At 38.6% G+C, this 22,324-nt stretch carries 18 protein-coding genes, 1 tRNA gene and 1 pseudogene; 9 read left to right on the plus strand and 11 right to left on the minus strand.

Going from position 1 to position 22,324, the window contains the following annotated elements:
- Positions 1-256 precede the first annotated feature (256 nt).
- Positions 257-2,350, minus strand: coding sequence for a carbon starvation CstA family protein (locus tag KX581_RS04140; RefSeq protein ID WP_231175672.1), 2,094 nt, complete (start codon positions 2,348-2,350; stop codon positions 257-259).
- Positions 2,351-2,530: 180 nt separating this feature from the next.
- On the opposite strand from KX581_RS04140, the gene KX581_RS04145 reads away from it, so the two are divergent.
- The 5 genes from KX581_RS04145 (at position 2,531) to KX581_RS04165 (ending at position 6,161) form a co-directional block, all read left to right on the plus strand.
- Entirely contained in the window at positions 2,531-3,184 is a 654-nt protein-coding gene (locus tag KX581_RS04145; RefSeq protein WP_231175673.1) for an amino acid ABC transporter permease, read from the plus strand.
- Between the two features lies 1 nt (position 3,185).
- Positions 3,186-3,857: an amino acid ABC transporter permease gene (locus tag KX581_RS04150; protein WP_219026251.1), complete on the plus strand. Its 672-nt coding sequence runs from the start codon at positions 3,186-3,188 to the stop codon at positions 3,855-3,857.
- A 1-nt stretch (position 3,858) separates the two neighbouring features.
- Positions 3,859-4,605: an amino acid ABC transporter ATP-binding protein gene (locus tag KX581_RS04155; protein ID WP_231175674.1), complete on the plus strand. Its 747-nt coding sequence runs from the start codon at positions 3,859-3,861 to the stop codon at positions 4,603-4,605.
- A gap of 49 nt (positions 4,606-4,654) precedes the next feature.
- Positions 4,655-5,488 carry a transporter substrate-binding domain-containing protein gene (locus KX581_RS04160; protein ID WP_078247787.1) on the plus strand — a complete coding sequence of 278 codons (834 nt, stop codon included), beginning with the start codon at positions 4,655-4,657 and terminating at the stop codon, positions 5,486-5,488.
- Positions 5,489-5,609: 121 nt separating this feature from the next.
- A complete protein-coding gene (locus tag KX581_RS04165; protein WP_033588567.1) occupies positions 5,610-6,161 on the plus strand; it encodes a hypothetical protein in 552 nt (183 codons plus the stop codon).
- Between the two features lie 283 nt (positions 6,162-6,444).
- Here KX581_RS04165 and KX581_RS04170 read toward each other — a convergent pair whose 3' ends face one another.
- The 4 genes and pseudogenes from KX581_RS04170 to KX581_RS08330 all read right to left on the minus strand — a co-directional run bounded on the left by KX581_RS04170 (position 6,445) and on the right by KX581_RS08330 (position 11,842).
- Entirely contained in the window at positions 6,445-7,656 is a 1,212-nt protein-coding gene (locus KX581_RS04170) for a sugar MFS transporter (protein WP_100950386.1), read from the minus strand.
- A gap of 128 nt (positions 7,657-7,784) precedes the next feature.
- Positions 7,785-9,092, minus strand: coding sequence for an NCS2 family permease (locus tag KX581_RS04175; RefSeq protein ID WP_000505431.1), 1,308 nt, complete (start codon positions 9,090-9,092; stop codon positions 7,785-7,787).
- 465 nt (positions 9,093-9,557) lie between these two features.
- Positions 9,558-11,480, minus strand: coding sequence for a Hop family adhesin HopQ (gene hopQ / locus KX581_RS04180; protein ID WP_231175675.1), 1,923 nt, complete (start codon positions 11,478-11,480; stop codon positions 9,558-9,560).
- 136 nt (positions 11,481-11,616) lie between these two features.
- Positions 11,617-11,842: pseudogene (locus KX581_RS08330) on the minus strand (hypothetical protein).
- Between the two features lie 283 nt (positions 11,843-12,125).
- Between KX581_RS08330 and KX581_RS04185 the strand changes: the two are divergent.
- Both KX581_RS04185 and KX581_RS04190 read left to right on the plus strand, forming a co-directional pair.
- Positions 12,126-13,424, plus strand: coding sequence for an Eco57I restriction-modification methylase domain-containing protein (locus KX581_RS04185; RefSeq protein ID WP_180629419.1), 1,299 nt, complete (start codon positions 12,126-12,128; stop codon positions 13,422-13,424).
- A complete protein-coding gene (locus KX581_RS04190) occupies positions 13,384-13,896 on the plus strand; it encodes a GIY-YIG nuclease family protein (protein WP_120873273.1) in 513 nt (170 codons plus the stop codon). Before KX581_RS04185 ends, KX581_RS04190 begins: the two co-directional genes overlap by 41 nt.
- A 146-nt stretch (positions 13,897-14,042) precedes the next feature.
- Here KX581_RS04190 and deoD read toward each other — a convergent pair whose 3' ends face one another.
- The 4 genes from deoD to KX581_RS04210 all read right to left on the minus strand — a co-directional run bounded on the left by deoD (position 14,043) and on the right by KX581_RS04210 (position 17,435).
- The gene (gene deoD, locus KX581_RS04195) at positions 14,043-14,747 is read right to left on the minus strand and encodes a purine-nucleoside phosphorylase (RefSeq protein WP_120873272.1); all 705 of its coding nucleotides are present in this window, start codon (positions 14,745-14,747) and stop codon (positions 14,043-14,045) included.
- The gene (locus tag KX581_RS04200) at positions 14,744-15,985 is read right to left on the minus strand and encodes a phosphopentomutase (protein ID WP_231175676.1); all 1,242 of its coding nucleotides are present in this window, start codon (positions 15,983-15,985) and stop codon (positions 14,744-14,746) included. Before KX581_RS04200 ends, deoD begins: the two co-directional genes overlap by 4 nt.
- A gap of 11 nt (positions 15,986-15,996) precedes the next feature.
- Positions 15,997-17,253 (minus strand): NupC/NupG family nucleoside CNT transporter, encoded by a 1,257-nt coding sequence (locus KX581_RS04205; protein ID WP_231175677.1) that lies wholly within the window; start codon positions 17,251-17,253, stop codon positions 15,997-15,999.
- A 104-nt stretch (positions 17,254-17,357) separates the two neighbouring features.
- Positions 17,358-17,435: transfer RNA gene (locus KX581_RS04210), tRNA-Met, on the minus strand.
- A gap of 166 nt (positions 17,436-17,601) precedes the next feature.
- On the opposite strand from KX581_RS04210, the gene KX581_RS04215 reads away from it, so the two are divergent.
- Positions 17,602-18,894 (plus strand): MFS transporter, encoded by a 1,293-nt coding sequence (locus KX581_RS04215; protein ID WP_331273824.1) that lies wholly within the window; start codon positions 17,602-17,604, stop codon positions 18,892-18,894.
- An 18-nt stretch (positions 18,895-18,912) separates the two neighbouring features.
- Positions 18,913-19,674, plus strand: a complete 762-nt coding sequence (locus KX581_RS04220; RefSeq protein WP_000312892.1) for a tRNA 2-thiocytidine(32) synthetase TtcA — start codon at positions 18,913-18,915, stop codon at positions 19,672-19,674.
- Between the two features lie 8 nt (positions 19,675-19,682).
- On the opposite strand, the gene KX581_RS04225 is transcribed toward KX581_RS04220, so the two are convergent.
- Together KX581_RS04225 and KX581_RS04230 are read right to left on the minus strand one after the other, a co-directional pair.
- Positions 19,683-20,834, minus strand: coding sequence for a cation:proton antiporter (locus tag KX581_RS04225; protein WP_231175679.1), 1,152 nt, complete (start codon positions 20,832-20,834; stop codon positions 19,683-19,685).
- 25 nt (positions 20,835-20,859) lie between these two features.
- Entirely contained in the window at positions 20,860-22,218 is a 1,359-nt protein-coding gene (locus tag KX581_RS04230) for an HP1184 family multidrug efflux MATE transporter (protein ID WP_231175680.1), read from the minus strand.
- Positions 22,219-22,324 lie beyond the last annotated feature (106 nt).

A 22,324-nucleotide genomic window follows, 5' to 3' on the forward strand; every position in this document is an offset into this window, starting at 1 on the left:
AATCCATCATCTTTAAAATCTAAAGCATGCTTTTAGCATTTTTATAATCTAATAGTAAAGAGCTTGATTTTAATCAAACAATAACCTCTCTTAAAAGCAGTCTTTGATTAGCGAGATCTTAAGGGGGTTAGAGGGGAGAATGATTTCAAAATACCCCCTATCCCCTTAAGAGTTTTACATAAAAGATTACAAATATAGCAAAAGTTTAAATGATTTTATTGGGTTTGTAGCAAAAGGAGGTTTAAGCCCCCTTTATTCAAGTAGCTTTAATGTAAGGGGTTTCAGCCAGTGGCGGGTAAATTTTGTTTTTAAAATAAGCGTTTGAGCAAATCCTAACGCTCACGATCAGCACTAAAAGCGCTACAAGCATGAAAAACACGCACAAAATCGCATCAATCGCATGGTTAAAAAGGGATTTTTGGAGCGTTTTTAGCGCTTTTTCATCGGTAGTGAGCACGATTTTTTCTTTGATGATTTGCATTTGCGCCACATGCGAAACATTATTAAGCACGCTATCATCACTCTTTGGCATTACTTTTAAAATACCGCTATAAAAAGTGATAAATAAAATCAAAACTGCCGGCAAGGCGCTTATTATCGCCCCCTTAAAACGCCCCATTTTAAACAACACCACCGTAACCAACAACAACGCCATGCCCGCTAACATCTGATTGCTCACGCCAAATAAAGGCCATAGCGTATAAATCCCTCCTTTAGGATCGATCGTGCCTTGATACAAGAAATACCCCCACCCTGCCACGCACAAAAGAGTGGCAAAAATCCCAGCCTTATAAGAGCTAAGATTACCCAAAGGTTTATAAACATTACCGAGCAAATCTTGGATCATGAAACGAGCGGTTCGTGTGCCAGCATCCACAGCGGTTAAAATGAACAAAGCTTCAAACAAAATCGCAAAATGATACCAAAACGCCATCACGCTTGGATCCCCTAAAATGTGATACACAATCATCGCTAAACCGATCGCAAAAGTGGGCGCCCCACCGGTGCGGCTCAAAATAGAGCTTTCGCCGATGTTTTTGGTCATTTCACTGATTTCTTCAGCGCTGATATTAAACCCCCATGAGCTAATCACTGAAGCCGCATCAGCTATATCTTTACCGATGCTCACTTCTGGTGAATTGATAGCGAAATAAAGCCCTGGGTGCAAGATCCCTGCGCACACCAACGCCATAAGAGCCACAACGCTCTCCATCACCATAGAGCCATAGCCCACTAGCCTTGCGTCGCTTTCTTTAGCGAGCATTTTAGGGGTCGTGCCTGAAGAAATTAAAGCATGAAAACCGCTAATCGTCCCGCAAGCCACCGTGATAAACAAGAAAGGGAACACGCTTCCTGCAAACACAGGCCCACTGCCATCTACAAAGGGCGTGATTTTAGGGATTTGTAAAGGCGGAGCGACAAAAACAATAGCCACAACCAACACCCCTATCACGCCAATTTTTAAAAAAGTGCTTAAATAATCTCGTGGAGCGAGTAAAAACCATACCGGTAAAATAGAAGCCACAAACCCATAGCCCATGATCATCCACGCTAAAGAACTGGCATCAAAGGTGAATATTGACGCTAATTTAGGATCTAAAGAAACGTATTTACCCGCATAAATCGCTATAATCAATAGGATAAAGCCGATAACAGAAACTTCTAAAATCTTATGCGGCCTGAAAAACCGCATGTAAAGCCCCATAAGAATCGCAATGGGAATAGTCATTGCGATCGTAAAAAAGCCCCAAGGCGAATGCGCTAAAGCCTTCACCACCACCATCGCTAAAATCGCAATGATAATGAGCATGATCCCTAAAATGCCCAGACTTGCGATCATGCCTACAAATTGACCCATTTCAAGCTTGATCATTTCGCCTAAAGACTTGCCATCGCGCCTAATGGAAGCAAAAAGCACCACAAAATCATGCACGCAACCCCCTAAAACTGAGCCTATCAAAATCCATAAGATAGAGGGCAAGTAACCCATTTGAGCGGCTAGTATCGGGCCTACTAAAGGGCCAGCCCCAGCAATAGCGGCGAAATGATGCCCAAAGGTGATCGCTTTATCGGTTGGCACAAAATCCTTGCCGTCATTCCTTACGCATGCGGGCGTGGCTCTGCTATCATCTAGCTTTAACACCCTATAAGCGATAAAATGGCTATAAAAACGATAGCCTATGCTATAAATGCAAGCGCTCGCTACTACAAGCCATAGCGTGTTAATGCTCTCACCCTTGTGTAAGGCTAACACCCCTAAACAGATCGCCCCTAAAATAGCGACAAAAACCCAAGCCAAAGAAACTAAACTTTTTTGCATGTCCTCTCCATTTAATGATTGTTTAATCATTGTTGTTAATTTCAGCCAGTTTTTTTATTATAATCCAAATTTTCTTTGAATAGTGGCAAAATAGCTCATAAACTTCCCGCTTAAAGGCTTGGGTTTTCCAAACTTCTAACAATTAGGGTGAATAAGAGCTGTTTTTAAACATGATGCTTTAAAGCGTCATTAATTTTAAGGTTTAGCGTTATGGCATTAGATTGGGATTTTATGTTTCACTCCATCCCTATGTTTCTTAAGGGGTTAGAACTCACGCTTTATATTTCTTTTTTTGGGATTTTACTCTCTCTTTTGGTGGGGTTTTTGTGCGCGATCATTTTGTATTTTAAAACGCGCTTTATCTCCCCTATTATCTATATCTATGGCGAAATCGCTAGGAACACGCCCCTACTCATCCAGCTTTTCTTTTTGTATTACGGGTTGAATGAAATCGGTTTGAGCGCTTTAGAGTGCGCGATTTTAGCGTTAGGGTTTTTGGGTGGGGGGTATATGAGTCAGAGTTTTTTGCTTGGGTTTAAAAGCCTAGCTTCCATTCAAAGAGAAAGCGCTTTGAGTTTGGGGTTTGGCCCTTTGAAAATGATGTATTACATCATTCTGCCTCAAAGTTTAAGCGTTTCTATGCCTTCTATAGGGGCGAATGTGATTTTTTTACTCAAAGAAACTTCTGTGGTGGGCGCGATAGCCCTAACCGATATCATGTTTGTGGCGAAAGATTTTATTGGCATTTATTACAAAACGACTGAAAGCCTTTTGATGTTAAGCCTCACTTATTTGATCGCTTTGCTCCCTTTAAGCGTTTTGTTTGTGATCTTAGAGCGCTTCTTTAAAAAGAAAGTGGCTTAAAATGGGAGTTTTGTTAGAATTAGACAACCTTAAGCGTTTGTTAGAAGGGTTTGAGATCACTCTTTTGATCGCTCTTAGCTCTGCAATGATTTCAATCATTGTTGGAATGCTTTTAGGGAGTTTGATGGCGTTTGGCTCTAAAATAATGGTTTTGGCGTGTCGTGTGTATTTAGAAAGCATTCGCATCATCCCGCTTTTAGCATGGCTTTTTATCGTGTATTTTGGGTTAGCGAGCTGGTTTGATTTGCATATTAGCGCGGTTTTGGCGAGCGTTATTGTTTTTAGCTTGTGGGGGGGCGCTGAAATGATGGATTTGACTAGAGGGGTTTTAACTTCCGTGAGCAAACACCAAGTAGAAAGCGCTCTGGCTTTAGGCATGGATTCAAAAAGGGTGATTTTTAATATTATTTTCCCTCAAAGCTTTTTGTCTTTATTACCCTCAAGTCTTAATTTATTCACGCGCATGATTAAAACCACAGCCTTAGTCTCTCTCATTGGAGCGATTGATTTGTTAAAAGTGGGCCAGCAAATCATAGAGCTTAACCTCTTACGCATGCCCAATGCGAGCTTTGTGGTTTATGGCGTTATCTTAATGTTTTATTTTAGTTTATGCTATAGTTTGAGCCTGTATAGTTCCCATTTAGAAAAAAAATTCCAACACATTAGAGGGTAAAATGAGCGCGATTTTAGAAACCAAAGGGTTAAAAAAAACCTATCAAAACCATTTGGTTTTAGACGGCATCAATTTCACTTTAAATAAGGGTGAAGTGGCAGTGATTTTAGGGCCTAGCGGGTGCGGGAAAAGCACTTTTTTAAAGTGTTTGAACGGGCTTGAAAAGATTGATGAAGGTGAAATTCTTTTTGAAAACACTAACCTTAATACGCCAGCCACTAACTGGAATCAAATGCGCCAAAAAATAGGCATGGTGTTTCAAAATTATGAATTGTTCCCGCATTTAAATGTGTTAGATAATATCTTACTCGCTCCTATGAAAGTGCAAAAACGATCCAAAGATGAGGTCATTTCTCAAGCCATAGAGCTTTTAAAACGAGTGGGTTTGGAGCATAAACAACAAGCTTACCCTAAAGAATTGAGCGGCGGGCAAAAACAGCGAGTAGCGATCGTGCGTTCTTTGTGCATGCGGCCAAAAATCATGCTTTTTGATGAAGTAACCGCCTCTTTAGACCCTGAAATGGTTAAAGAAGTTTTAGAAGTGATTTTAGAATTAGCCACAACGGGCATGAGCATGGTGATTGTAACGCATGAAATGAAATTCGCGCAAAAAATCGCTCATAAAATCGTGTTTTTTGATAGCGGTAAAATCGCTGAAGAAAACAGCGCTAAAGAATTTTTTAACCACCCGAAATCTCAAAGAGCGCAAAAATTTTTAGAAACTTTCCATTTTTTAGGGAGCTGTTAAATAAAGTTTGCTAAAAAGATGATTTTAATTTCAAAAAAAAGGTGTTTTTATGAAAACGAACGGGCTTTTTAAAATGTGGGGGCTGTTTTTAGTTTTGATCGCTTTAGTCTTTAACGCATGCTCTGATAGCCATAAAGAAAAAAAGGACGCTTTAGAAGTCATTAAACAAAGAGGGGTTTTAAAAGTGGGGGTTTTTAGCGATAAGCCTCCTTTTGGATCTGTGGATTCTAAAGGGAAATATCAAGGCTATGATGTAGTCATCGCTAAACGCATGGCCCTTGATTTATTGGGCGATGAAAATAAGATTGAGTTTATTCCTGTAGAAGCCTCAGCTAGGGTGGAATTTTTAAAAGCCAATAAAGTGGATATTATCATGGCTAATTTCACGCGCACTAAAGAAAGAGAAAAAGTCGTGGATTTCGCTAAGCCGTATATGAAAGTCGCTTTGGGGGTGATTTCTAAAGATGGGGTCATTAAAAATATAGAAGAGTTGAAGGATAAAGAGTTGATTGTGAATAAAGGCACGACAGCGGATTTTTATTTCACTAAAAATTACCCCAATATCAAACTTTTGAAATTTGAGCAAAACACAGAGACTTTTTTAGCCCTTTTAAATAATAAGGCTACCGCTCTAGCCCATGACAACACTTTATTGCTCGCTTGGGCGAAACAGCACCCTGAGTTTAAATTAGGCATTACAAGCCTTGGCGATAAGGATGTGATCGCTCCAGCGATTAAAAAAGGCAACCCTAAGCTTTTAGAATGGCTGAATAACGAGATGGATTCTCTCATTTCTAGCGACTTCTTAAAAGAAGCTTATAAGGAAACTTTAGAGCCTGTTTATGGCGATGAAATCAAACCGGAAGAAATTATTTTTGAATGATTTCTTTAGGCTTTGAATTCTTGACAGGGTGCGTTTTTGTTGCTAAATTAGCAATTTTGTGATCTTTTTGTTTTTCATTTTGGGATATATTTGTTTGATTTTACATTGAAAGGATTTGTTGATGAGTTGTTTTTATAAGCGTTGTTTGAAATTTTCATTAATTGGGTTGCTAGGGCTTTTGAGCGTTCAGCTTGACGCTAGGAGTTTTGTTGATGGGGATTTAGACATTCAAAAATTCAGTTATGAAGATTCTCTGCTTAAAAAGGGAGATCCTAATGGCGTGCATAAGGTTCAGGTGCGAGATTATAAGGGCAAAATGCAAGAAGCTGAGATCCACTCAGAAATACGCATTGCGCTTAAACCGGGGGTTAAAAAAGAAGTTAAAAAAGGCAAAATTTATAGCGCTCAAATCAATGATGGCATGTGCTATGCTTTTAGAATGCTCCAAACCGGCGATAATACCACAGGCCTTGATTCTAAAGAGTTCCCTAAGCAAAGCCGTGAAAAAAAGGGCCGAGTGATCACTTTAATCGGTAAAGATGAAGTGCCTTATCTTATCTTAGAAACCGATTGTCAAGTGGGTGATATTGCAAAGATCTCTTTAGTGGGTAATTTTGATGGCACTGGGTTTCTTACGGAATATAAATTCAAAGACGCTAAACCCATTTACTAGTCTTTATTCTTCGCTTCATTCTTAAAATCTCTTAATCTTTTGTAATTAGGAGATTTTTTTATTCATTAGCAATGTTTTTGATCGCGTCTTAAAAATTTTAAAAACCCTGTTTGTGTTTTTGCCTCAAGTTGTTAAAAAAAGCTCTGTCCTCATCAAATACTGACAAATAAAACCTTTTATAGAGTGCTTGCTTGATTAAAGTCAAGTTTTTTAATTATTGATTTTTAAAACAAGCTAAAAGAAAGAAAATAAAAGAGAAACCCCCCCTTTTTTAGGAGTTTTCTTATTGCTTATACCCTTTAAGCGCAAAGAAGAGGATATAAAAATAGCACAATAACGGCACACCATAAGCGTAGAGCAAATTTGATTCGGTCGCTGTTAGCATGTCTGTAACCGCACCTTGAATGGGGGGGATTAACGCTCCTCCTACAATCGCCATGCTAATCACTCCAGAAGCCTTAGAAGTGAGATGCCCTAAATTGAGTGTAGCCAAAGAAAAGATGGTAGGGAACATGATAGAGTTGAAAAAGCCCACAAAAGTCAGAGCGAATAAAGCGATCTTGCCTCCAATGAGAATAGCCAAAGCGATAAGCACGATAGAACTTAAGGCGTTGAAAGCCAGGTATTTATTAGGGGCAATTTTATTCATCAAAACACTGCCTAAGAAACGGCCCACCATCGCGCCTCCCCAATAATACACCAAGTAATGCGCGCTTGATTGAGGGTCTAAATTCAAAAGCTTTTCAAAGCTTAGCACCAAGAATGAGCCAATCGCCACTTCTCCCCCCACATAAAAAAAGATCCCCAAAGCCCCAAAAACAAAGTGTTTGTGCGAAAACAGGCTTTTTTGCGTCGTTTCTTTAGGCATTTCTTTTTCCACATCAGGCAATTTCAAAAGATACATGATGAACGCTAAAATGAGCGAAAACACCGCCAAGCCCAAATAAGGCATTTGAACGCTTTTAGCGTCCGCTAATTTGTCTATCAAACTTGCATTATCGCCCATTTTAGTCGTACTAAAAATCAACAAGCTCCCAAAAATAGGCCCTAAAGTCGTGCCAAGCGAATTGAACGCCTGGACTAAAACCAGGTTTCTGGCTTCTTTACCTTTAGAAAGCAAGGTTACAAAGGGATTACCAGCGGTTTGTAAGCACACAATCCCGCTCGCTAAAATAAACAACGCTCCTAAAAAAAACCCATAGGAGCCAAAATGTGCCGCCGGATAAAACAACGCGCACCCCGTCGCTGTGATCACAAAACCAAGCACCACGCCAAAAGGGTAGCCGATTTTACTGATCACATTCCCAAAAACTCCTCCCATGATGAAATACGCCCCAAAAAAGCAAAATTGAATGAGCGAAGCTTCAAAATAGGTCAAGTCAAAAATGGGCTTTAAGTGTGGGATTAAAATGTCGTTTAAAACCGTGATAAAACCCATTAGAAAGAATAGCGCTGTCAAACTCCCCAGCGCCAAAGTGTTAGAAGTTTTTTGCATACCTTCTCCTTTTTTATTGAGTTGATATAATAATAATGATATTACAATTATTTTAAGATAATAATCTGTCTAAATAAAGAAAAAGAGGCATGAAATGAGTAAAAAATGCAAAGCCCCTTAAAAAGAGCTTAACGAAAGATAAATACAGAAACAGAAATGATGCAGAGAATGATAATGCCTGAATTGAGCGCTTTGAAGTCTTTTTGAACCAATTTGATGATACTATAAGACAAAAAGCCAAAGGCTAAGCCATCGGCAATGGAGAAGGTTAAGGGCATCATCACCACGGTTAAAAAAGTGGAAACGCTAATGGCCATGTCTTTAAAATTCACCCCCTCTAACACGCTAAACATCAAAACCCCTACTACCACCAGCACCGGATAAATCGCATTGCTAGGAATAGCTTTTAAAAGAGGTAAGCAAAAGAGCGTTAAAACAAAAAATAATCCGGTAAAAACCGCTGTAAGCCCTGTGCGGCCCCCCTCTTCAACCCCACTCGCGCTCTCTATAAAAGCGGTCGTAGTAGAAACGCCCACCACCGCGCTCCCTAAAGAAGCCACCGCATCCGCTTCTAAAGTCCTTTCTAATTCCTTATTTTTTTCTTCATCATTGAAAAAATCAGTCTTGTGGCCAATCCCTGCAAGCGTGCCTAAAGAATCAAACAAATCGGTTACAAAAAAAGTGATGATGACTGGCACTAACGCTAAAGTGAAAGCCCCACTCGCATCAAAAAAAATGCCCTTAAAGTCTAATTGAAAGGCGATAGGGCCAATGCTAGCGGGCATGGAAAAAAACTCGCTAGGGTAAGGGGCTAGCTTTAAAACCCATGCGAGAATGGAAGTGATTAAGACTGCTATAATGAAAGAACCCCTGATTTTGAGCGTGTAGAGCGCGAAAGTTAGAATGATCCCCACAACCCCCAATAACACATGCGGATCTCCAAAATCGCCTAAAGTTACCAGCGTAGCCTTATGGGTAACGACGATATGCATTTCTTTAAGACCAATAAATGCGATAAAAGCCCCTATCCCCGCGCTCACCGCACGCCTTAAATCGCTAGGAATGCTTCGCATGACCCAACTTCTAAATTTAGTGAAAGACAAAATCACAAAAATCGCTCCCGAGAGCGCTACGATGCCTAAAGCGCTCTGCCAAGGGAGTTTTAGCCCCTGAACTAACCCAAAGCTAAAATAAGCTGATAGCCCTAGACCCACGCTCATAGCAATAGGGGTGTTTGCCCACAATCCGTTAAACACGCTTGATAAGATAGTGATAATGGCCGTTGCGCTCAAAAGGGCTTCATAAGGCATGTTGGCGTGAGAAAGGATAAGAGCGTTTAAGGGCACGATGTAAATCATGGTGATAAAGGTCGTTAAACCCGCTCTAAACTCGGTGGCAATGTTAGTGTTGTGTTCTTTAAGCTTGAAAAACCCCATGTTAGATAACTCCTTACTATTTGGTATAGATTAATTTAATAAGGGGCTTTGGGGTCATGCTAGCACTATTTTATTTTAAATTGCCTTAAGACGCTTGATTGTGTTGTGTAAATCAAGAGAAGTGAGTAAAAAACCCTTGTTTTTAAAACCTCCGCTAAAAAATTTTTTAATGGAAACCACAAAAAAGCTCATCTTGTAAGGTCATTTTACTCTTTAATAGTTTTTAAAGAGAGCATTTTTTAAATTTGAAAAGATTGTTGTAAGACAAACGCCCCCATAAAAGCGGTTATGGGGGTAAATTCTAAAAAGGAGTTTGCCATGGAAAACTAAAAACGAAAAATAAAAATGGCGGAAACATTATACCTTAAAATTTCTTTTTTAGGGTTTAATGATTGTTTTTTGAAAATTTTTAGCTTTAGGGGTTTTTTAGAAGTTTAACCCCCCCTTTTTTTAAAAAGAGAGCTTTTAATAAGCGAACACATAATTGAGATACACGCTATAAAGCCTTCTATATTCTAGTTTGGTGTCTAGAAAAGAATAGTAATTCGTGTTAATGGTAGGGATTTTCACGCCCAATTCCATGCCATGTTGAGCCGCATGATGACTATCTTTTTTCTTAGGTCTAGCGAGATTGGTTCTCAAGCCCAAATTGAATAAAAATTGGAAGTTAGCCGTATTCACTTTAGCGCTATAGACATTGCTGATGGTTTTTAAATTCACGAATTGAGAATTAAGCCATGAAGTCCCTGCTAAGGCGATGCCTCCAAAAAGCCCAAAAGAAATCTGGTTATTCTTGCCTAAAAAGTTGGTGTTTTTATCGTTGATGAAATTAAACAATAAATCGCTGCCCACCCCATAAGTCCAAACATCAGAAGCCGAGTTAAAGAAATTGGATTTGATATAGGCGTGGTTGTAATCAAAGAAACCATAATACCTTAACCCCCATCTTTTCTTTTCTCCAAAAAATTGCTTATAACCCACTTGCACCCCAAGGCCATTCATCGCTCCGTTATTGGTTTGAGAACTAATGATGCCCACCCGTTTGAAAGGGTTATGACCGAGTTCTTGAACAATGGTGTTGGCTAGGGTTTGCGCTTGATTGATTTGAGGCGTTTGGTTGTTAAAATCAGCGGCGCTTGTTTTTAATGAAGACAGAGTTTCTTCCACGTCAGCACACCCGTTCCCCCAATTGTTCTTTTGATTTTGCATTGTCATATTCGCACTGCTTATAGCGCTCGCATCGCATTTCCCTATGTAGTCTTTAAGATGGCCTGAAGAAAGTTTGTTAAAATCGCTCTCCACTTGATTGGCTAGTTTTAAAATTTCTGCTTGAGATTGCACGTTTTTGAGCATTTTTTGAGCTAAAGCCGTAAGACTGCTAGGGGTGTTAAGGTTGAGATTATGGGGTTGTGTGATATTTTTTGGTTGGTTGGTGCTGAGTTGTTGGGTTTCTTGAACGATTTTTTGCGCATTATTAATCATGTCTGAAGCGGCACTAAACTCCGCACCAAAAGTCGCGCATGAATTTTTGCCGCCACCGGCTGTTTGCCATGAAGGGGTGTTTGTAGTAGCTCCGCCACTACTTCCACTACTAGATTTCGCTATCAACATGGGGCAATAATCTTTAAGGGTATTGACAATCGTTTGCGCTTGAGTCAAAAGATTTTGCGCATCATTAGTCGTATCAATAACAGAAGTTGTCGTTTTAGTTTGATTATCTTGTTGATACTTTGATGTGGTTACATGTGCTTCTAATTTTTCCCCTTTGCTATTTAAAGGAGCAAGCCCAGCTTGTTTTAAAGCTTTTGAAAGAATCTGATAAGCTTCATGGATTTTTTCATATTGCTCAATAGATAGAGAAACATTTTTGTCTGCTTTTAATGTATTTGTGCCACTAGAACTATGAGTGCCATTACTATTTGTGCTCCCACCGCAATTGATTGTAGTGCCGTTGCCATTCTCATCGGTGTAGTGGAAATTTTTTTGATTGTTTTCGCCTGGACTTTTGGTATAGCCTCCGCATATGACCGCATAACCCATGCTATTCCATAGCCCTAACACCGATCTCAACGCTAAAAGCGTGGCTTGATAGGCAGGGGAATTGGTTGTCCCACCGGCTAAAGTTTTTGCGCGTTCGTTCAAATTATTAACCGCTTGGTTGATCGCTTGCGCGCTTGTCTTTGAGTTTGTGCCACTATCGTTGGTTAAAAGCCGGCTTAATTGTTCATAAGCGTCTGAAAGTTTTTGCACCTTGTCGGCGTTTTTCACTTTTTGAACCGCTTCACCGATTTGATAGCCCACGCTTAAAAAAACGCCGTTGTCTTCAGCATGCAAGAGTGATGCTGCAAGAGTTAGAGAAAGTAGAATCGTTTTTTTCGTTTTTTTCATAAGATGTTCCTTAAAGTAATGTTTTATTGCAAAAATGTATCAAAATGAGAATTTATTTACAATGCGTTTAATTGTAGCATAAATTTATTGAATTTCAAAAAAAGTTTTAGGGTGTTTTGACATGTTCAATCAAGCTTTATAAGAGTGTTTTTAGAAAGATTGTTGTAGAATAAACACCCCCATAAGTCGGATTATGGGGATAAATCCATAAAAGGAGTTTGTCATGGCTACCAAACATGGCAAAAACTCTTGGAAAACATTATACCTTGAAATTTCGTTTTTGGGGTGTAAAGTTGTTGTTTTATTGAAGCGATAGTTTTGTAAAACGAAGTTTCTGTAAAACGATAGCTTTTGTTTTTCAAAAGTTCCCTTAAGGCTTTTAGCTTTAAGGGTTTTCCTTTAAATTTTATCCTTAACTTATGGGGTTATAAAACTCTTTAAATTAGCCCTAATATTCTTTTTAGCGTTCTTTACTTGGAATACTAGATTTTAAAAAACTCTGCCAAAAAACGATAGATTTCTTATAAAAGATAATCAAAAGCTTATTTCTTAAAAAATAGAAAATAAACACTAACGAAATTATAAAGGTGGATATGATATAATGGACTTAGGAAACGCCAATAAAATTAAAAAGGTTCAAAAATAGTGTTAGCTCTCCCTTTGATAGAAAAACGCCCTTTTTTAAATCACGAACGCATCAAATTACATAGTTTTTCGCAAATTAAAGCGTATTTTGACACACTCAATTTTGACACAAGTCATTTTGTTAATTCTAATGATATTTGCACCCCATTAGATTGTGTGAAAGAAATGATAGACACTATCCCAAGCGATTTTTTTAAACAAGAACATTTAAAAATTTTAGATTGCTGTTGTGGGAATGGGAATTTTTTTGCTTATTTAGAGACTAAGACTTCTTTAAGCAATCTGTATTTTAATGAGATTAACCCTAAACGCATTGAGCATGTTAAAAAATATTTTGGGAACAATATCCATTTAAGCTGTAAGGATTTTTTAAAATTTGATAGGGCTACTCTTTATGACTTAATCGTGGCTAATCCGCCTTTTGCTAAATTTAATGCACTAGGTCGCACTTCTAAAAATCATAATCTGGCAAGAGACTTTATTAAAAAAGCCTTAGAGCTTACAAAAAATGGGGGTTATATTTTATTTATTGTGCCTAATCATTGGATGAGTTTTTCAGATAGGAATGTTTTACCCAACTTACTCTCACAATATCAATTTATCCATCTTAATATTGGTGGAGCTAAAAAATACTTTAAAAAAGTCGGATCATCTTTCACTTGGTTTTTATTACAAAAAATCCCTAATCAAAAAAGTTTTATTGTTGAAAATCATTACACCTTAAAAGACAAACAAAGAGTATCTCTTAAAACTCGTTTGAATTTTATTCCATTATATTTAAATGAATTGGTTTGTAGCATTTTAGATAAGACAATCAATAACACTCATTTACCCACCTACAAAATAGAAACAACAAGCTTTCTACACAGAACAACCAAAAAGGAATTTTTATCGCCCATTCAAAATAAGGACTATCCTTATAAGCTTATCCATACCCCTAGTCAAGTCGTATATAGTAAAATCCCTCACAAATATCAAGAAGGCTATAAAGTCTTTTTATCTTTAACTAATCAATACAGCACATTTATTGATAATTGCGGTATGACACAAAGCATTGCGTTTGTGCGTTGCAAAAACTACGAAGAGGCCTTAAAAATTAAAACCGAATTAGATAATGAAATTTATTTATTTCTTAATAATCTCACTCGTTATGGAAATTTTAATAACATTAGAGTGTTACAGCATTTACCTTTATTGGAAAGTATTGTTCTAAACAAGCAAGAATTAGAATTTATCCAAAAATTTAATGGGGCGTATTATGGCAAAAAGAAAGAGCGATATAATTTTAAAGAGTGTTAATGATTTAAAAGATGAAATTGATTACAAGGACTTTGAATACAAAGAGTATTTTAATTTGTTATGCGAATTAGTCCCCAATAATAGTTTGGAAAAATTAGAAATCAACGCCATTGATGAAAAGAATATGAAAAACAAAGGACTTGTATATGTGTTTGTTATTCAAGGTAAAATTTTTAAAATCGGTCATAGCATTACACCCATCACGAAGCGAGTACAATCTTATAATTGTGGCAAAGTAGAATATCGTAAAAATGGCACTTGCAGCACAACAAATTATTTTGTATTGCAATCGCTCTTAAAGATTAATAAAATCGTACAAGTGTATGCATTTTTTCCAGAACAACCTACCTATACCCTATTTGGTAAAACTTACCAAGATAGTTTTTCAACTTCTAAAAGGGCTGAGAATGTGATTTTAGAAAATTTTATTAAAAATCATAATAAAAAACCTATCGGATACACACAGACTTAAAAAGAATATTTTTATACATTACATATGTTTTTTAAAGTATGGTCAAAAATAATCTCCACACTAAAGCTATAATATAAAGAGCTAAATTTGATGATTTTACTCAGTAGAGCGAATGAGTTTTTGCTCTTTAAACTTATTTTCAATCGTCATTGCGTCATCATCTCTAAAGCCAAAATTATCATGTTATCAAAGCTTTCTACCCTTTCTTTAGGGCTTAAGGCTTCTTTAGTGATTAAGTGATCTGAGACTGAGCACAAGCATAAAGCCCTAGCGTTCAATTCCATCGCCGTGGCGTATAACCCTGCCGCTTCCATTTCAATAGCCAAGTGGTTGTATTGGGCCATCAAATCAAAGGCATGCGTTTCAAAAGAATAGAAAAAATCGCTTGAAAAAATATTACCCACTTTCAAATCAATACCCAAACGCTTTGCTGTTTGATACGCTCTTAAACTCAATTCAAAATCAGGCGTTGCGCTCAAATCGTGGTTTAAAAAACGCACCCGATTGGTTTTAGAATCCGTTGAAGCTCCAGTGGCCATGATAATGTCTTTCAAGCCAACTTTTGGGCTAATCGCCCCGCAAGTGCCAATCCTTAAAAGCTCTTTAACCTGATAGGTTTTAATGAGTTCGGTTACATAAATCGTGCATGACGCAATGCCCATGCCATGCCCCATTAAAGAAATCCCCTTACCCTTATACTTCCCGCTAAAGCCTAGCATGTTACGCACATTCGTGATCTCTTTGGCGTCTTGTAAGAATTTTTTCGCAATGTAGCTCACCCTTAAGGGATCGCCGCATAAAAAGCATTGAGGATAAAAATCGCCGATTTTGGCGTTGATGTGAGGGGTCATGGTTGTCCTTTAAAGTTTAATAAGTTTTTGCCATAATCTAGGGGGCTTAATCCCAAAAAGTGAGCGATACTCTGCCCAATATCCGCAAACGACTCGCTCTTGCCTAAAAAGGCTGGTTGCAAATCTTTGTGATAGAACAAAACAGGAATGTATTCTCGTGTGTGATCGGTGCCTTTAAAGCTGGGATCGCACCCATGATCGGCACAAAGAATGAGCAAATCGTTTTCCCTTAAATTGTCTAAAACCTCTTTTAAACGCGCATCAAAATACTCTAAAGCGTTAGCATACCCGCTAACATCGCGCCTATGCCCATAATCGCTATCAAAATGCACAAAATTCGTAAAAATCAAGCTGTTATTTGGGGCGTTTTTGACTTGCTCTAAAGTAACATCGCATAATTCCATCAAACTACCGGCTTTGAACTTTTGAGTGATCCCCACATGAGCGTAAATATCAGCGATTTTTCCAATGCTGATGACTTCGCCTTGCTTTTCTTCAATGAATTTTTCAAAAAGCAATTTTTTATGGGGCTTTATCGCATAGTCTTTGCGGTTAGCGGTGCGTTTAAAATCCTCTCTATTTGCGCCAATAAAAGGCCTTGCGATCACTCTAGCGATCTTTAAAGGCTCTAGAATGTGAAACGCTTCTTCACAAAGAGTGTAAAGATTATCCAATCCAAACTTTTCTTCATGTGCAGCGATTTGAAACACCGAATCCGCTGAAGTGTAAAAAATGGGGTATAAAGTTTCTAAATGCTTTTCGCCTAAATCTTTAATGATTTCTGTCCCTGATGCGTGGCAATTCCCCAAATAGCCCTTAATCTTAGTTTTACGCGCAATTTCATCTAAAATTTCTTTAGGGAAGGAATTGTTTTTGTCTTTAAAATACCCCCATTCAAAAAGAACGGGCGCACCCATCATCTCCCAATGCCCAGAAATCGTATCCTTAGCGCTAGAAAGTTCTTGCGCGTAAGCGTAAGCCCCTATTAAATTGGGTTGTGGTTGGAAACCCAAAGGCAATTCATTTGCGGCTTTTAAAGCACTCAACCCTAAACCCAAACTCTCTAAATAAGGCAGTTTCAAAGCCCCACTGCGATCGTTAGAATCAGCTAGGTTATTGAAACAAGCCTTAGCGATATTGCCTAAAGTGTTCGCCCCCAAATCGCCAAAATCTTTAGCGTCTTCGCTAGCCCCTATACCAAAAGAATCCAATAATAAGATTACCACTCTTTTTTGCATGTTTTATCCTTTTAATGAGCGTTTAGCCCTATGAATAACCCAGCGATAGTCGCGCTCATGAAATTAGAAAGCGTGCCCACAAGCACCGCTTTTAAAGCAAGCCTTATAATGAGATCCTTCTTTTTAGGCACTAAACTGCCAAGCCCTCCAATGAGCATAGCGACTGAACTTAAGTTAGCAAACCCGCACAACGCAAAAGTGATGATCGCTTTAGTTTTCTCGCTCAAGATTAAAGGAGGGTTATCGCCCAAATAAGGCAAAAATTGCATATAGCCCACAAATTCATTGAGCGCGATTTTAATGCCTATGATTTCTCCGGCAATCCCAGCCTGACTCCAAGGAATGCCTAACATAAAGGCTAAGGGTTTTAAGAGTGCGCCTAGAATCACCCCTAAAGACAAATGCTCCATGCCTAAAAACCCCCCTACAACCCCTAAAAGCCCGTTAATGAGCGCGAGCATCCCCACAAAGGCTAAAAGCATCGCTCCCACATGCAAGGCTAAATTTAGCCCTGTGCTTGCCCCATTAGCGATAGCTTCTATGGCATTGACATGCTTTTCTACCGAAACATCTGCATGGCTAGAAATGGCTTCGTTTTGCGGGTAAATGATTTTAGCGAACAACAACCCCCCAGGAGCGGACATAAACGAAGCGGCGATCAAATAAGGCAAAGGAATGCCCATGCTCGCATACCCGGCTAACACAGGCCCCGCAACGCTAGCCATGCCCACGCACATGACCGCAAAAATCTCTGAATCGCTCATGCTTTTCAAATAAGGTTTAATGACTAGGGGCGCTTCGGTGTGCGCTACAAAAATATTAGCCGCTGCACTCATGCTTTCTGCTTTAGAAGTGCCTAAGCATTTTTGCAACGCCCCACCGATGAGATTGATAAATAAAGGCATGATTTTTAAATAATATAGAAGTGAAATCAAGCTAGCAAAAAAGATAATGATCGCTAAAACATTGATCGCAAAAATAAACCCCCCTATCCCTTGATCGCCTTTAGCGTTTGGAGCGAGATTGCCAAATAAAAAACGCACCCCCTCATAGCCGTAAGAAATCACGCTTTGTATGCCGCTAGCTAAGCCTTGCAACATTTCCCTACCCAAAGGCACATACAAAGCCAACGCCCCCAAAGCCACTTGAATCACAAAGGCGCTGACAATCGTGCGATAATTTATAGCCCTTTTATTGCTAGAAAACACCCAAGCAATAAGAAAAAGCACCGCCATCCCTACAACACTAAAAAGAGAGCTAAAAATCATCGTCAAATCCCTAATGTAAGAAATTAAAAGATGCAAGGTTATTGTAGTTTAGTTTTGCTAAAAAAAAGATTAAACGGATATTAAATGAAGATTAAATCAAATCATGGTGTCAAGAGGGGGACTTGAACCCCCGACCTCCGGCTTATGAGACCAGCGCTCTAAACCAGCTGAGCTACCTTGACAAAAAATAAAAGAATGAGATTATACAAAAAATTTTCTTAAAAATCCATTAAAATTAAACTTTTATTATCAATCCTACTTTCCTAAATTAATGATAAAAATTAGATATTTTCTTGTAAAATAACCCGCATGTTTAAGAAAATTTTTCCATTAGCGTTAGTGTCGTCGTTGCGGTTTTTGGGGCTTTTTATTGTTTTGCCGGTCATTAGTTTGTATGCGGATAGTTTCCATTCAAGCAGTCCCTTACTCGTGGGGTTGGCTGTGGGCGGAGCGTATCTCACGCAAATTGTTTTTCAAACCCCCATGGGCATTCTTAGCGATAAGATAGGCCGTAAAGTGGTCGTTATGGTGTGCTTGCTGTTGTTTTTAGCTGGCTCGTTAGTGTGCTTTATAGCGAATGATATTATTACGCTCGTTATCGGGCGCTTCATTCAAGGCATGGGGGCTTTAGGGGGGGTTGTTAGCGCGATGGTGGCTGATGAAGTGAAAGAAGAAGAGCGCACCAAAGCCATGGCCATCATGGGAGCGTTTATTTTCATTAGCTTCACCATAAGCATGGCGATTGGCCCTGGGGTTGTGGCATTTTTTGGGGGGGCAAAATGGCTCTTTTTACTCACGGCGATCTTAACCTTATTGAGTTTGTTGATGCTTTTAAAAGTCAAAGACGCCCCTAAAATTTCTTACCAAATCAAAAACATAAAAGCTTATCAACCCAACTCTAAAGCCTTGTATCTTTTGTATCTAAGCTCTTTTTTTGAAAAAGCGTTCATGACGCTTATTTTTGTATTAATCCCTTTAGCCTTAGTGAATGAATTTCATAAAGATGAAAGTTTTTTGATCTTGGTGTATGTGCCTGGAGCCTTATTAGGGGTTTTAAGCATGGGAATAGCGAGCGTTATGGCTGAAAAATACAACAAGCCTAAAGGGGTGATGCTTTCTGGCGTGTTGTTGTTTATTATGAGTTATTTGTGCTTGTTTTTAGCCGACTCTAGCTTTTTAGGGAAATATTTATGGCTTTTTATTGTTGGGGTGGCGTTTTTCTTTATTGGCTTTGCCACCTTAGAGCCTATCATGCAATCTTTAGCGTCTAAATTCGCTAAAGCAAACGAAAAAGGCAAGGTTTTAGGGCAATTCACTACTTTTGGCTATTTAGGGAGCTTTGTTGGGGGCGTGAGCGGAGGGTTGAGTTATCATCATTTAGGCGTTTCTAACACAAGCTTAATCGTTGTAGCTTTAGGGCTTATTTGGGGACTATCGCTCTTTTTACTCCATAACCCTTCCAAGCAAAAAAATGTCTATTTCCCCTTAGACGCTTATAATGAGGAACAATTTGAAACTTTAGGAGATAAAATTATTGAATGGTATGTCAATATTAGCGAAGAAATCATTATTGTGAAATATAATTCCGATCACATTAGTGAAGAAGAAATCATTCGCTTAGCGCGAAACTTTAGAAAATAAAACAATCAAGGATCAAAAATGGCCTATGAAATTTCCAAAAAAGTCTTACACATTGTAGGCAAGACAAACGCCACTTACAAACTCATAGAAGAAGGCGATAAAGTCTTATTAGGATTGAGTGGGGGCAAGGATTCTATCATGCTTGCGTGCATCTTAGCCAGGATGCAAAAACATGCCCCTTTCAAATTTGATTTTAAAGCGGTTACCGTGCATTATGGTTTGGGCGAAGATTTGAAATGGTTGAGCGATTTGTGCCAAGAGCAAGGCATTGAGCATGAGATCATTTACACCCAAATCGCTGCCACCATCAACGAAAAACGCCGTGAAAAAAGCTCATTTTGTTCGTTTTGTTCTCGTTTGAGGAGAGGGACTTTGTATTCTAAAGCTTTAGAAGAAGGCTATAATAAAGTCGCTATCGCGCACCATTTAGATGACGCTGTAGAGAGCTTTTTTATGAATTTCACTTATAACGGGAGTTTGAGGAGCATGCCCCCCATTTATAGGGCTGAAAACGGCTTATTGGTGATCCGCCCTTTGATTAAAGTTCGAGAAGCCAGCAGCATTCATTTTGTCACTTCTCAAAATATCCCGGTTGCTCCTGATTGCAACTGCCCAGCCAAGCAGCCCACCTCTGATAAGCCCCCTATCGCGCGATTAGCCACTAAAAATTTCTTAAAAGAAATGCAAAACTTGCACCCTCATTTCTTTGACAGCTTAGAAAACGCATTCAACAATGTTCAAGCGAACAGCTTTAGCGACGCTAAGTATTTAGACGCTTAAGCTTTCATTTAGGCTTTTTTGTTGAGTATTTTGATCGCAATCGTGAATAATACCCCTTCAAAAATAGCCGCCATGAGCAATGCGTAGTAGGTGTTTTGTGAGATCGCTTGCGCTTTTAAGCCTACTGCTGCGGTGGTTACTAAAAAAGTTAAAGGCATAGAAGCCCCTAAAGCGAATGAAAATAAATGCTTAGCTTCTTTAAAGTATTTACGCCACAATAAGGTTGAAGTGATTAAGTGCAAACTCAACATCGCTATGACAATCAATATCCCTTGGAGAATCAAATGCGGGTTTAAAAACACTAATTTTAAGTCTAAAGTAGATCCTACATGGATGAAAAACAAAGGCACAAGAAACCCAAACCCCACATCATTGAGCTTGTGGATCAATTCTGATTTATGAGGGAAAAAAGTAGAAACGACTAACCCTGCTAGAAACGCCCCTAAAACCATTTCTATTTTGAGCCACACCACGATCGCAACCAGTGAAAAAAAGAGCATGAGCGAAAAACGCACATCCTGGTTAAACTGACTGCTTTTAGGCATCACAAAAAGCTTTAAATGCGGGAACCACCAAAACAAAGTCTTAAAGATTTGAAACGCCACGATAATTAAGATTAAAAAAACAATGAGAATGCCTAAATCTTTAATCAAATCCATGCCCAAACCATGCGAATACACCCCATCCACGACCACCAAACCAAAAATGCTTAACAATTCCCCAATAACGCCCACTTTCAAAACCAAATCAAGCCACAAAATCTCTTTACGATAATCTTTGACTAAAGTCATGATCATGCCCAAACTGATAATAGGGAAAATCACCATGAAAATAGGCTCTAAATTAAGGCTAAAAGTAAGGATGAACGAAAGCGTGTATAAAATTAACAGATAAGCAAAAATGCGTTTTAAAAGAGAAACCCCTAATTTTTTAAACAAATAAATTTCCACTTCCAAACCGCATAAAAACATTAAAAATAAAAAGCCAATCTCAGACATGATTTCAAAACCCTTGGTTGGCTCAATAAAACCCACATACGCCCCAACAGACCCAAATAAAATCTCCACAACCGTGATAGGCAAACGAGAGATTCTAGACATATAAGGGGCCATCACAATTAAAAGCATGATGAGCGCGAAAGTGAAAAATTCTGCATGCATGTCTTAATTTTACCTTATTTATTGATTAAGTTTTCAAAGCGATAGGGTTTTTCTCTTTATAAGCGCTAAAAACCCCTTTTTTGATTTCGCAATAAGTTACCCCTAACGCTACTAAAAACGCTAAAAATTGCGCGATAGGGTAAGTTACCCAAACGCCATTAATCCCATAGAAATGGCTTAAAATCGGCAATAAAATAACCATAAACCCTAGCGTGTGCGAAAGGGTGATAATAAACGAACTTTTAGTGCGTTGGATGGATTGGAAAAACACCGCGCACAACAAAGTCATGCCTAAAAAAACATAGCCAACATAATAAATATTCATCGCTCTTTTGGTCTCTTGCATAAAAAGGGGGTCTTGTTCGCTTGGCTGCAAATAAAGCTTGATTAAAAATTCATCTAAGAAATAATAAGCGCCATAGAAAACAATCCCTATACAAAACGCTACTTTCAAACCAAAGACAAACACCTCTTTCACGCGCTCTAAATTTCTAGCCCCATAGCTAAAGCTCGCAATCGGTTGGATGCCTTGAGAAATCGCAAATAAAGTCGTAAAAAAGATAATCGCATTATACATAACGATCCCATACATGCTCACAAATCTTTCCCCTGCAGTGTGCATGATAGCGGTATTAAACAACAAAATCATAACAGAAGCGCTAAATTCTGCCGTGCTTTGAGGCACGCCGCTTTTGGCTGAAGAAATGACTGAAGACAAAGAAAAACGCTTGATGAAATACAATTGCCCTTTTTTGTGCAAAAAATGCTGCATTAAGACTAAAACCCCTATCGCATGCCCTATCACGGTGGCTATCGCACTGCCTTGAACCCCCACTTCCAAAACAAAAATAAACAAGTAATTGAAAAAGATATTCGCTAACGAGCCAATCAGCATCGCTACCATCGCTAAAATGGGGCGTTTGTCATTCACCACAAAAACATCCGCCAAAGGGTGCAAAACCATAAAAACCGCGCCCATTAAAATGATTTCAATGTAGCGTTTGGACATGCTCAATAAAGCGTCATTGCTCCCAAAAAGGCGTGCGATAGTTTCGCTAAAAGGCAATAACGCCATGCTCAAAATAAAGACGCTTATAGCGACAAAATAAAACACGCTGCTAAACACAAGCCTAGCCCTATGGGTTTTATTTTGACCCAAAAAATACCCCACAATACTCGCTGCCCCAAAACCAAAAAGCAATTCATACGCAATGAGCCCTGGAAAAATAGGCCATGCGATATTGACCGCAGCGATAGCTTCTTTACCCAGTTTCTTGCCCACAAACATGCCATCTATCATAGAGTAAGTGGAAAGTGAAATCATAGAAAAAGCTAAAGGGATAAAGTAATAAAAAAAGAGCTTTCTTATAGAATCTTTATGCAAATCAATCTTTTTTTTTAGCATTTAAACCACACATTAAAATTTATGACAAATTTTTCTATTTTAACATAAAAAGAAAGACAATCTGTCCGTTAGCACACTTAGATTT

Source organism: Helicobacter pylori, from assembly GCF_021062735.1.
Taxonomy (GTDB): domain Bacteria; phylum Campylobacterota; class Campylobacteria; order Campylobacterales; family Helicobacteraceae; genus Helicobacter; species Helicobacter pylori_DN.

What these genes read in the sequence shown, in the direction of transcription:
- KX581_RS04150 (WP_219026251.1), top strand. Translation starts at nt 3,186, where the DNA reads ATGGGAGTTTTGTTAGAATTAGACAACCTTAAGCGTTTGTTAGAAGGG.
- deoD (WP_120873272.1), bottom strand. Translation starts at nt 14,747, where the DNA reads ATGACCCCTCACATCAACGCCAAAATCGGCGATTTTTATCCTCAATGC.
- KX581_RS04165 (WP_033588567.1), top strand. Translation starts at nt 5,610, where the DNA reads ATGAGTTGTTTTTATAAGCGTTGTTTGAAATTTTCATTAATTGGGTTG.
- KX581_RS04200 (WP_231175676.1), bottom strand. Translation starts at nt 15,985, where the DNA reads ATGCAAAAAAGAGTGGTAATCTTATTATTGGATTCTTTTGGTATAGGG.
- KX581_RS04175 (WP_000505431.1), bottom strand. Translation starts at nt 9,092, where the DNA reads ATGGGGTTTTTCAAGCTTAAAGAACACAACACTAACATTGCCACCGAG.
- KX581_RS04170 (WP_100950386.1), bottom strand. Translation starts at nt 7,656, where the DNA reads ATGCAAAAAACTTCTAACACTTTGGCGCTGGGGAGTTTGACAGCGCTA.
- KX581_RS04160 (WP_078247787.1), top strand. Translation starts at nt 4,655, where the DNA reads ATGAAAACGAACGGGCTTTTTAAAATGTGGGGGCTGTTTTTAGTTTTG.
- KX581_RS04140 (WP_231175672.1), bottom strand. Translation starts at nt 2,350, where the DNA reads ATGATTAAACAATCATTAAATGGAGAGGACATGCAAAAAAGTTTAGTT.
- KX581_RS04190 (WP_120873273.1), top strand. Translation starts at nt 13,384, where the DNA reads ATGGCAAAAAGAAAGAGCGATATAATTTTAAAGAGTGTTAATGATTTA.
- KX581_RS04220 (WP_000312892.1), top strand. Translation starts at nt 18,913, where the DNA reads ATGGCCTATGAAATTTCCAAAAAAGTCTTACACATTGTAGGCAAGACA.
- KX581_RS04145 (WP_231175673.1), top strand. Translation starts at nt 2,531, where the DNA reads ATGGCATTAGATTGGGATTTTATGTTTCACTCCATCCCTATGTTTCTT.
- KX581_RS04205 (WP_231175677.1), bottom strand. Translation starts at nt 17,253, where the DNA reads ATGATTTTTAGCTCTCTTTTTAGTGTTGTAGGGATGGCGGTGCTTTTT.
- KX581_RS04225 (WP_231175679.1), bottom strand. Translation starts at nt 20,834, where the DNA reads ATGCATGCAGAATTTTTCACTTTCGCGCTCATCATGCTTTTAATTGTG.
- KX581_RS04155 (WP_231175674.1), top strand. Translation starts at nt 3,859, where the DNA reads ATGAGCGCGATTTTAGAAACCAAAGGGTTAAAAAAAACCTATCAAAAC.
- hopQ (WP_231175675.1), bottom strand. Translation starts at nt 11,480, where the DNA reads ATGAAAAAAACGAAAAAAACGATTCTACTTTCTCTAACTCTTGCAGCA.